The 7,770-nt window shown below is 49.4% G+C and carries 8 protein-coding genes; 1 reads left to right on the top strand and 7 read right to left on the bottom strand.

All coding sequences use genetic code 11. From position 1 onward, the window contains the following. From PKH29_10765 to tsaE, 5 genes are all read right to left on the bottom strand, one after another. On the bottom strand, positions 1–270 hold a 270-nt coding region (locus PKH29_10765; GenBank protein ID HNX15317.1), incomplete at its 3' end, for a 30S ribosomal protein S1. 188 nt (positions 271–458) lie between these two features. Continuing rightward, positions 459–1,214 (bottom strand): HAD family hydrolase, encoded by a 756-nt coding sequence (locus tag PKH29_10760; GenBank protein HNX15316.1) that lies wholly within the window; start codon positions 1,212–1,214, stop codon positions 459–461. A gap of 65 nt (positions 1,215–1,279) precedes the next feature. Then, positions 1,280–1,717 (bottom strand): ribose 5-phosphate isomerase B, encoded by a 438-nt coding sequence (gene rpiB / locus PKH29_10755; GenBank protein HNX15315.1) that lies wholly within the window; start codon positions 1,715–1,717, stop codon positions 1,280–1,282. Positions 1,718–1,729: 12 nt separating this feature from the next. Further along, the gene (gene tsaB / locus PKH29_10750) at positions 1,730–2,383 is read right to left on the bottom strand and encodes a tRNA (adenosine(37)-N6)-threonylcarbamoyltransferase complex dimerization subunit type 1 TsaB (protein HNX15314.1); all 654 of its coding nucleotides are present in this window, start codon (positions 2,381–2,383) and stop codon (positions 1,730–1,732) included. Then, positions 2,380–2,823 (bottom strand): tRNA (adenosine(37)-N6)-threonylcarbamoyltransferase complex ATPase subunit type 1 TsaE, encoded by a 444-nt coding sequence (gene tsaE, locus PKH29_10745; protein ID HNX15313.1) that lies wholly within the window; start codon positions 2,821–2,823, stop codon positions 2,380–2,382. The genes tsaB and tsaE overlap by 4 nt, the downstream gene beginning before the upstream one ends. A 551-nt stretch (positions 2,824–3,374) precedes the next feature. On the opposite strand from tsaE, the gene PKH29_10740 reads away from it, so the two are divergent. Continuing rightward, a complete protein-coding gene (locus PKH29_10740) occupies positions 3,375–3,761 on the top strand; it encodes a type II toxin-antitoxin system PemK/MazF family toxin (GenBank protein HNX15312.1) in 387 nt (128 codons plus the stop codon). A 226-nt stretch (positions 3,762–3,987) separates the two neighbouring features. Here the strand turns inward: PKH29_10740 and PKH29_10735 are convergent, their stop codons facing one another. Together PKH29_10735 and purF are read right to left on the bottom strand one after the other, a co-directional pair. Further along, positions 3,988–5,910, bottom strand: a complete 1,923-nt coding sequence (locus PKH29_10735) for a class I tRNA ligase family protein (protein ID HNX15311.1) — start codon at positions 5,908–5,910, stop codon at positions 3,988–3,990. A gap of 37 nt (positions 5,911–5,947) precedes the next feature. Beyond that, a complete protein-coding gene (gene purF / locus PKH29_10730; GenBank protein HNX15310.1) occupies positions 5,948–7,360 on the bottom strand; it encodes an amidophosphoribosyltransferase in 1,413 nt (470 codons plus the stop codon). Positions 7,361–7,770 lie beyond the last annotated feature (410 nt).

Raw genomic sequence — 7,770 nt, 5'->3', positions numbered from 1 at the left:
TTTGAAGCAAACCGGTTTATTGACCCGTGAGATGACTGCGATGTCCTTGACCTTCCCTTCTGCGATGCCTAATGCCGCTTCCTCGCGCGCAATCACTCCCTGCATACACCCCAGATCCACCGTCAGATCATGGTCGCGGCCGCACATCACAGCTCGGGCTTCTACCGTTCGGCCGCCGCTCAAAGCCCATTCAAGTCCGCTGCGTGAAAAAAGTGCCGCCCGGTTTTGCGGCGTATTGATCAACTGTCCCTCGGGATAGAAATTCCTCATAATGTACACCTCCGTCATATTCTCAAGAAAATATATGACGGGATGTCCCAACTCATAACCGATAAAAAGAAACAGGCCGCTTCAGCGGCCTTAAAAATGTCATTCCGAAGCACAAAAGCACCCCTTGTGACTCTCCTGAGGAATACGCCTGATAAAAGCCATGGATATGCCACGCTCAAGATGGCAGATCAGAGCAAATTTTCAACAATCCACTTTGCAACGCCATCGTTGTCGTTGGTGTCGCAGATTTCATCGGCTGCCGCTTTGGTTTCGGACAAGGCGTTATCCACCGCGACTCCGATTCCCGCACCTTTTAACATCTCCGCATCGATATCAGAATCACCGAACGCAACCGTCTGTTTCAGATCAATCATAAACTTACCGGTGATTTTTTTCAGTGCGTTTAGCCTATCAGCGTTTTTTTGTGTAATCAGTGCCGCATTCGGAGATAGAAATAAATTCATCTCGGGCCCTATGCAGTCGGAGATATCATAATTGTCGTATTCGTCGAAAATCAATCGAATGCGCTGAATGTCGTATTCCGGCAGTTGTTCGAGCGTACAGGGTGCCATTTCTCCCGTCAAGATCGTCTTTAAATTCCCTTTAAAATAACTGTACGGCTCTAAATAAATACCACACGCGGCTTTTGGGTATCGTTCAAGCACTCTTTTAATCGTCAGTATGCCCGCCGAAAAAGGAATCAAGTTTTTTTCGATCAGTTCACCGCCGACATAGATCAATGCTCCGTTATAAAGCGCCATCGCGTCACAGGGTAGGTCTTCTAAAAACAGACCCATTTTACGCGGCGAGCGTGCGGTGATGTAAGCGATTTTCATGCCCGATTGTGCGCACCGCCGGATTACATCGGCGCTTGTGTCGGAGATAGTTTTGTCGGAACGCAGTAAAGTATCATCGAGGTCGAAAACAAGCAGTTTATAATACATATAAATCCCTGCGCAAAGATGCGATCTTTTTTCTTCGAAATTATGCATCTTTTATTTAAACGTTCTTAAATAGTCGGTTCGTCCATCATCCTGATACGGCGCTCGTGGCGCTCACCGCCATCGAAACCGGTGTTTAAAAAAACTTTGACCATCTCAAGCGCGTGCTCGACCGTGTTGGTCCTGCCGCCAAGACAGAGGATGTTTGCGTTGTTGTGGCGGCGGCACATCTCGGCGCTGCAGACACTCTCACAGTTCGCCGCACGGATGCCTTTGAAACGGTTCGCCGCAATGCTGATTCCGATGCCGGTTCCGCAGCAGATGATTCCCCGCTCGCATTTGCCTGATAAAATCTGCTGTGCGGCCAGCTTGGCATAAAGGGGATAATCCACCGACTCGGCGGAGTTGGTACCACAGTCGATGAATTCATAACCGTTTTCTTTGAGCCATGCTCCGATAGCATTTTTTAATTCATATCCGCCGTGATCCGATGCGATGACAATCATAATGACCTTCCTTTAACTATTTTTTAACTTCTCCCGCTCCGCTTGCGACAGGCGGAGATAGACGGGGTTGATGTTTCCAAAATCAATCGGTGTTTCCTTTTGCGCGGCGGCTAAAATTCCGTCGGCAATAATAAAACGTTTTTCTTCAGGGGCTAATACGGCATTCGGGATTTGTTCGAAACAGAGTTTTGCGCCGTCGCCAGACAATGCAACCGGCTTTCCCGCAAGTTCGTCGCGCAATTGAACAATCGTTAACGCGCGGTCGGGCGTCAAACGCTTCAAATCGTCGAACAACGCGTTATAGACCTGCCCGCAGCGGGCGTCGAAGGCCGGGCAGAGCAGTGTTTTCTCCCCCGCTCCGTTCTCGGCTAACGCCGCAAGCGACGACACCGGGATGACACCGATGTCCGCACCCATGGCAAGCCCTTTGGCAGTGCTGATCCCGATTCGTACACCGGTGAATGAACCAGGGCCGACCGTGACCGCAACCGCGTCAATCTGCTTCATGGTTAATCCGCACTGCTCAAGACACTCAGCGACCATCGGCATCAGAGTTTGAGAATGTGTCAGGCCGTTGTTGGTGAATCTTGAAACCAATATTTTGCCGTTATCGCCGATTCCGACGGCTGCGGTGGAAGTGGAGGAGTCGATTGCAAGAATTTTCATGCTTTTTCGTCCTCTGTAAATTGGATAAACACAAAAATCCGCTCGTCGAGTGTCGTACCCTGCGATACAACGATTTTATACAACGGCTGCGGGATTAAATCGATAATATTTTCGCTCCATTCAATCAGCGTCACCGAATCAGGCTGACCGGCGACATCGAAATAACCGGTGGAATAAAGACCATCGAAATCATTGATGCGGTACATGTCAAAATGATTGACAACCAGCCGCCCTGAATACCGATTCATAATTACAAAAGTCGGGCTGGTGACCGTCTCGGGGCATCCGAGCGCTTTTGCAAGCGCTGAAGTGAAAGTGGTTTTACCGCTGCCGAGATCACCGAAAAAGGCGATTACCTCGCCGCCGCGCAGTTCTTCGGCGAACTTTTGCGCCAGCAATTCGGTTTCTTTTTGGTTTTTCGCGACGAATTTCCCGCGCAACCCCTCACCTGCTTTCGGTGAAATTTTACCATAAACATCGCCTGAATGTCAATCGAGTGAAGACATAAGCGAGGTGATTCAGGCGCGGCCTTTTTGTCAATGTGAAACCCGCCCGCTCCGGATGGGAGCGAGCGGCAGCGGTTTCTGTCATCCTAAGCAGCATGCCGTATACGGCACACAAGCGAAGGATTTCGGTTTTATAAAAATTGAACTTTATCGGCTGGTAACTGTGCTTGATACCTCGGAATTCATGCGGCTCTGCGCCATCAGCGCCTCCGAAGCCTTGGATTCGGGTGGCAATAGACGATCAACACATTCATAGTTAATCCCCCCGTTTAATTTTGCGACCGGATTTAGCAGTTCGCAGCTGCCTTTTATATATTTATCATCGCAAGGCGCAAAAGCACTGCTTTTCCAATATACTATGACAGCCCCCATATTTTTTCCGGTAAAGGTATAACACGCCAAAACCGCGGCAAAAATAGTTGTGTGATAAGCGTCAAACTTATGCACTTGTCCGGAAGACAATCCTGTTGGGAGCGTGAATATCAATGAGCGTCAAACGAGGGGACATCTATTACGCCGATTTGAGCCCGGTCGTTGGATCGGAGCAAGGCGGAATCCGTCCGGTGTTGATCGTCCAAAACGATATCGGAAACCGATTCTCCCCGACCGTCATCGCGGCGGCTATCACCAGTCAGCGTACGAAGGCCAAATTACCGACGCACATCGAGTTGGATGCCGAGGACTGCGGACTTTCAAAGAATTCGATTATCTTGTTGGAACAGATCCGCACCATCGATAAACAGCGGCTGCGTGAACGTATGGGCCGATTGAACGACTTCTCAATGCAGAAAGTCGACCACGCGCTGAGCATCAGTTTCGGACTCGCCGAAACTCAGGAGGCTGACTACAGCCTGAACGGCGTAGCATTATAATATTGATTTTTATTTAAAAAGTAGAAAATCTACTTTTTAAAACGCATCATAGACGCGTATAAAAACGCGCAATCGTTTTTACAAATCAATATTTTACGACTTTTCACGGCGGTGAAACCGCCGTCCCCATTGCAATACAACGGGGTTAAAAGATCGAATGAATTCGATCTTCTAAATGAAAATAATATAACAAATCAGGTCACCCCTAACGGGTGGCCTGATATTTTTATATCTGCGACGAGTGCTTTTTGAAAAAATCCACTTTGGGCTCGAGGAACACGAATTGATGGCCGGGTTTCACGAAAAAGTTCAGCGGTTCGAAAATGTACTGCCAGTCCCAGATGCTTTCGTCCACCCGCAGATAGTCACGGATCATTTCGCAGCCCGACGGCGCAATGGGATGGAGTAATGCTGCCATCACTCGGACGATATGAAACGAATCGATCAAGAGCTGATCGATATCCGCCGGGTTCTCGGATTTGCAGCGCACCGACCAGTCCTTATTGGCGTCGCGTACATAAATGTTTAAAAGCTCGAAAATCTTATCGAAGCTGAGTTCGGACATAAACTTTTCGTACTGCAAAATGACCTCGTCGGATTTTTGTTTGATTTCGTCGCTGACAGCACCTGAGGGGTATATGCCTTCCTCATATTTTTGAACTGTGTAAAAGCAGGAGCGCACCAGACGGTTGAAGACGTTGGTGAGCAGATTTCCCTCGTTTAACACGGTGTCGTAACCCTCTTGATTCGGGAACAAAAACGGCTTCGGCTCGAATCCGATGCTCCGCTCCGCCATGCTCGCGTTCAAAAAGTGCATGCGCAGTTGTTCGGAAGTGTAATAATCCAGCAGCTGCGATGCTTTTGGGGGCTTGATCTCCCCGCTGCTTGACGCTTTTGTCTTTCCGTACAGTAGATGGTGATTCGGAACAATGACAGGTAAGCGGATTGAATTCCCTAGCAAATAAAACAGGATAATCTCGGCGATGCCGTAAAAATAGATATTGTCTTCACCGATGAACTGATACACCTGCGCATCGTCGGATTTCCACCATTTTTCCCATTCCCTGCCCTCAGTGCCGTCATCGAGCACCGCCTTGGTAAACGAAATCGGCGCCCAAAGGGACTCCGGCCACACCCAGAAGGTCAGATTCGAGGTCTCTTTGACATCGGGAACGGGTACGCCCCATTTGACGTTTCCGGAGAGCCGGAACGGGACGAGGGTCTTTCCGGTGCGATAACGCATACCATTTGCGGATAACACTGCGACTGCTTTGTCCCTACATTCCAGATTCTCGACAACCAAAGCGACAGAGGCCTTTTGTTCCTCCTCCGAAAATTCAAAAGGCGGCATACCTTCGAGCGATTTAACTTGTTCGACCAGTTCTTTTTTGATATAGATGCAGGGCTTTTTCAAAAACTCCCGGATAACATCAGTCAAGACCTTGCGGCAGCAGGGCATTTTTGACCAATCCTCCAGCGCCTTTTCCATCACTTTTTGATAGGCGGGGAGATTGATGAACCAGTTGCTGACCGGAACCTGCACCGGGGGTTTGTTTGATAATACACTGATCGGCGCAATCAGTTCCGAAGGACTATATTGGTGCCCGAGTGCGCACTCGTCGGCATAAGCAATTTCGGATTTGCACCCCTGAATCGGGCAGCGCCCTGTGACTTGTCTGCCGTTTAAAAAAACCTGCTTTTCCTCGTCGAAAAACTGGAGCGTCGATTCCAATTTTAATTTTTTATCTTTGTATAACTGATTGAAAATTTCAGCGGAAAGCGCAGTATGGATTCTGCCGCCCTCACCGAGCGCGGATGCGCCGAAAAGGTTTAAGGAAATTTGATATTCGGAAAGGGTCTGAGCTTGATTGTCGTGGTTTCCGGCGACATAATCCTGAATAGTGCCCTCGAAGCCGTTGCTTTTTTCTTTTTCGTAACCGATCTCGATTGCCGCACCGTAGCAGTCTGTTCCTGAAACGAAAATGACATTTTCCGCACCGAGCCGATCCCTCAAAAAGCGTGCGAACACATCGGCATGGACGAACACGCCGCCCACATGACCGAAATGCAGTTCTTTGTTTCCATACGGCATTCCGGCAGTGATGACCGCTCTTTTCGGAAATGACGGTCTCTCGAAATTCTTTTCCATAAATTTTTCCTCGCTGTTATATAATCTCTTTTATCTGTTATTCAAAACGCGTCTTCGAACCGGGAGTGACTTTGATCGGATAATTTCCGTCAAAACAAGCGCTGCAAATACCCGCATCCCCCTTTTCGCTGATCAAATATGGCAAGTATTTGATCGGCAAAAACGCCAGCGAATCCGCACCGAGCATGTCCGCAATCTCCTGAACGGTATGTCCGTTGGCAATCAATGAATTCTCCGAGTCGATATCGACTCCGAAATAACACGGGTGCATATACGGCGGCGCGGCAATGCGTATATGAACTTCTTTTGCGCCGCATTCGCGCAGCATTGCCACCAAGCGTTTAAAAGTTGTTCCGCGCACGATCGAATCGTCAATTAAAACGACTCGCTTGTCTTTGACCGTCGCAGCCAGCGGATTTAACTTGATGCGCACCATATTTTCACGTTCACTCTGATCAGGGGCGATAAAGGTTCTTCCGATGTATTTGTTTCTGATAATACCGATCCCGTACGGAATACCGGATCCGTTAGAATAACCGACGGCAGCGTCAAGCCCCGAATCCGGCACGCCGACTACGACGTCGGCTTCGACCGGGTTGCTCTCTGCTAAAAATGCCCCTGCGCGTAAACGGGCTTTGTGTACCGGACAATCTCCGATGATCGAATCGGAACGAGCGAAATAAATATATTCAAAAATACAGATGCTTTGTTTTCTTTTATTGCAATGTGTGCGGTCAAACACCACACCCTTAGACGAAAAGGTCACAACTTCACCGGGGTCGATCTCTCGTATTTTTTTTGCCCCGACCGCAGCTAACGCGCAGTCCTCGGAGGCAACAATGTATTTCCCGTCCTCGGTCTGCCCGTAGCAAAGCGGGCGAAAACCGTTGGGATCGCGCGCGGCGACCAGTTCGCGACCGGTTAAAACAACTAGTGAATAAGCACCCTCAATGCGCCCCATCGCGCGGCTGACCGCCTCAGTGATGTTCTCGGCGCCGATGCGCTCGCCCGTGATTACATGCCCGATGACCTCGGTGTCGGTCGTCGATTGAAACACCGAACCGGTCAATTCAAAACCGCGGCGCAGTTCCTGAGTGTTGGTCAGGTTGCCGTTGTGGGCGACCGAAAACGAACGACCTAAATGCCGGACCGTAACCGGCTGGGCGTTTGCGAGATCATCACCGCCGGTGGTCGAATAACGCAGATGGCCGATGGCGGCATAGGCGTCGGGCAGCACCTCGGAAGCAGATTCCTGAAAACGGTCGTTCATCATCCCGAGCGCCTTGTGGGTCAAAACCTTTTCGCCGTCCGAGACCGAGATGCCCACGCTCTCCTGTCCCCGGTGCTGCAGGGCATAAAGCCCGTAAAACATCAGCGGCAGAAGCGGTCCTCTTTCCGGGGAATAAATCCCGAAAACGCCGCATTCCTCGTGCGGTTTAAAATCGGTCATGAAAATATCCTTGCCTTTCAAAAAAGAAAGCCGGACTATGTCCGTACACCCGACATTATAGCATAAAATGCGATAAAACGAAATATCTTTATTCCATATTACAAAAAAAGTGTTGACAAATCCGGTTACATATGGTATTCTTTGCAAAATCTCTTCGAAGGAGGCCCGGCATGAAGCGTTGTTACCGGTTTGAAAATTCCGCGAAATCCGTGTTCAATATGAACCCGGATCGTTTTACCGTACCTCCGTATTCCAAAGCATAGGCTTAATCAAGGAATTTCAGCGGTACGGATAAAAAATCCGTACCGTCTTTTCGTTAAAGAAAGGATTGAATACCATGAGCAAAGAGAGCATCGAGACCGTGCGCGCCTACTACAACGGGGGCTGCGAAGTCGAATGGCAGCGAATCG

The organism is Oscillospiraceae bacterium, assembly GCA_035353335.1.
Classification (GTDB): domain Bacteria; phylum Bacillota; class Clostridia; order Oscillospirales; family JAKOTC01; genus DAOPZJ01.
Note: the sequence above shows the minus strand (reverse complement) of the source record. Positions and strands in the feature narration are given on the sequence as shown.

Bases quoted from the DNA above. Each gene is read 5' to 3' on its own strand.
- PKH29_10760 (HNX15316.1), bottom strand. From the start codon at position 1,214: ATGTATTATAAACTGCTTGTTTTCGACCTCGATGATACTTTACTGCGT.
- rpiB (HNX15315.1), bottom strand. From the start codon at position 1,717: ATGATTGTCATCGCATCGGATCACGGCGGATATGAATTAAAAAATGCT.
- tsaB (HNX15314.1), bottom strand. From the start codon at position 2,383: ATGAAAATTCTTGCAATCGACTCCTCCACTTCCACCGCAGCCGTCGGA.
- PKH29_10740 (HNX15312.1), top strand. From the start codon at position 3,375: ATGAGCGTCAAACGAGGGGACATCTATTACGCCGATTTGAGCCCGGTC.
- PKH29_10735 (HNX15311.1), bottom strand. From the start codon at position 5,910: ATGGAAAAGAATTTCGAGAGACCGTCATTTCCGAAAAGAGCGGTCATC.
- purF (HNX15310.1), bottom strand. From the start codon at position 7,360: ATGACCGATTTTAAACCGCACGAGGAATGCGGCGTTTTCGGGATTTAT.